Origin of the sequence: Promineifilum sp. (SeqCode), assembly GCF_041918635.1 — a bacterium.
Lineage (GTDB): Bacteria > Chloroflexota > Anaerolineae > Promineifilales > Promineifilaceae > Promineifilum.
The window spans coordinates 1-2,150 of sequence record NZ_JAYRVJ010000174.1; the positions used below are offsets into that span (position 1 = coordinate 1).

1 protein-coding gene is annotated in these 2,150 nt (G+C 70.7%); it reads right to left on the minus strand.

Translation table 11 applies throughout. The features are described 5' to 3' along the window. A partial coding sequence (locus ACE3UY_RS05865) for a tetratricopeptide repeat protein (RefSeq protein WP_374686615.1) occupies window positions 1–1,974 on the minus strand: 1,974 nt, incomplete at its 3' end. Window positions 1,975–2,150: the final 176 nt, after the last annotated feature.

Consider the following 2,150-nt stretch of genomic DNA (forward strand, 5'->3'; position numbering starts at 1 on the left):
CACCGGCGTGTCGGGTTGTTCTGTGCCGATGTCGCGCTCGCGGACGGCCAGGGCGCGCTCGAGATATGGCTGCGCCCCGGCCAGGTCGCCCTGGTCTTTCAGCAGGAGGCCCAGGTTGTTGAGGCTCAGCGCCGTCGAGGGGTGGTCGGGGCCGAGGACGCGCTCCCAGACGGCCAGGGCGCGCTCGTAGTACGGCCGCGCCCCGGCCAGGTCGCCCTGGGCTTTCAGCAGGTAGCCCAGGTTGTTGAGGCTCGTCGCCGTGTCGGGGTGGTCAGGGCCGAGGACGCGCTCGCGTATCTCCAAGGCACGTTTACTATAGGGCAGCGCCCCGGCCAGATCGCCGCTGTTGCTGAGAACAAAATCTAGCCAAGCACAGAGATTGGCCGCCATTTCGTCCTCGCGCTCAAAGGCGCTGTTGACGACGTGGCGGAAGTGGACGGCCCACGCCTGCAACGGTCGCGGATCGCGCTTCACGTCTTGCCGGCCGGCCAGCGTGATCACCGCCCCCTCCACCGCCCCCCGCGCCGCCGCCATCCTCCCTCCTTCCTCCGCGTCTTCTTCCCTGGCGTCCTTGGCCCCCTTCGCGTCTTGGCGTGAGCTCTCCTCCTCCACGAAGCGCGCGATCAGCCGGTGCAACCGGTAGCGCGCCTCGGTGGCCTCCTCAGCCGCCACCCCCTCCAGCAGCCCTAACTCCAGCAGCCTCTCCAGCCCATCCTCGGCCAGCGTCGGCGGCTCGGTGACCAGCGCCGCCAGCAGCAGCGCCTCCGGCAGCGGTTCCCCCGGCGCGAAGCACGCCGCGCGGGCCAGCAGGGCCAACGCCGCGCCCTTGACGGCCAGGTTGCCGGGCGCGTCGCCGGCGTCCGGCCGCAGCCGGTCGTAGCTCAGGGCCACGGTGCGCCACACGTCCCGCTCGTGGTCAGTGGGGCTGTAGCCATCCTCCAGGCGCAGCGAGGAATGCAGCAGGCCCGGCCGGCGCAGATCGGCCAGGTAATCGGCCGGGGCGACGCGCCGGTAGCGGCGCAAGTAGCGCCCGGCCAGCGCCAGGGCCAGCGGCAGATCGCCCAGCTCGGCGGCGATGGCCCGCAGGTCGTCATCAGCCACGCCGGCGCGGGGCGGGCGGCCGTCCCCCTCGGTCAGGTGGCGGCGCAGCAGGGCGACGCTCTCCGGCTCGACCAGCGGACGCAGGGGGTAGAGCCGGGCGGGGAGCTCGGCCGGCCAGCGCTCGCGCCGGCTGGTGACCAGCAGCCGCGCCCCGCCGCGCTTCGGCCGCCACTGCTCCAGCAGGGCCGGCTCCTCGCAGTTGTCGAAGATGAGCAGCCGCGGCGCGTCCGCTTCCCAGGCGCGCCGCGTCTTCTCGGCCTTGACCGCCGGCGTCAGGCTTGGCTCATCGGCGTCCGCCCACAGTCCCATGGCCCGGCCGCAGGCGGCGACTTCGCTCTCGGCCGTCTGCTCGTCGGCCAGACTCAGCCATTGCACGCCATGGAACGGATCGCCGTGGCGGTGGGCGAACTCGACGGCCAGCTGCGTCTTGCCGACGCCGCCGGTGCCGGAGAGGATGACTGCGTAGAAACCGGGTTTCTCAGGAGAAACCGGGTTTCTAGAGAGCAGGAGTTCGGCCAGAGCGCGCAGGTCAGCCTCGCGGCCGGTGAAGAGGGGGTTGCGGCCGTAGGGCAGGCGGCTGGCTCCCGGATCGCCGCCGTCCCCTGAATCGCCGCCGGGATAGGCGTAGTCGTCACGCCACTCGACATTGCCCCGCTCCTGGCGCAGCCGGTCGATCAACTCGGCGCGCCGGCCGGTCTGATGCATCCGGCGCAGCAGGGCGTCGGCCAGGCCGGACACCGTGTTGTTGTGCTCCAGGTCGTCGGCCGGAATGTCCAGGTCAAGGCACAGGCGCTTCAACTGGCTCAGATCATAGGCTTGGGCCACCGCCCCGCGGATGAAAATATAGTTCTGGTGGAGCGTGGGATCGGTCATGGCGCGTCCGGCTGGGCCTCCTGGGCAGATGGTAGCGCAAAGGCGCGAGGACGCAAGGACGCGACGGGCGTAGCTCAGTCATTCCTGACTGAGCGGGCCGCAACCAGGAATGGTTGCGCTACAGTTACTTTGCGTTAAACATGGGCGCATGGACGCTCACTATATCGGCGAGGCGA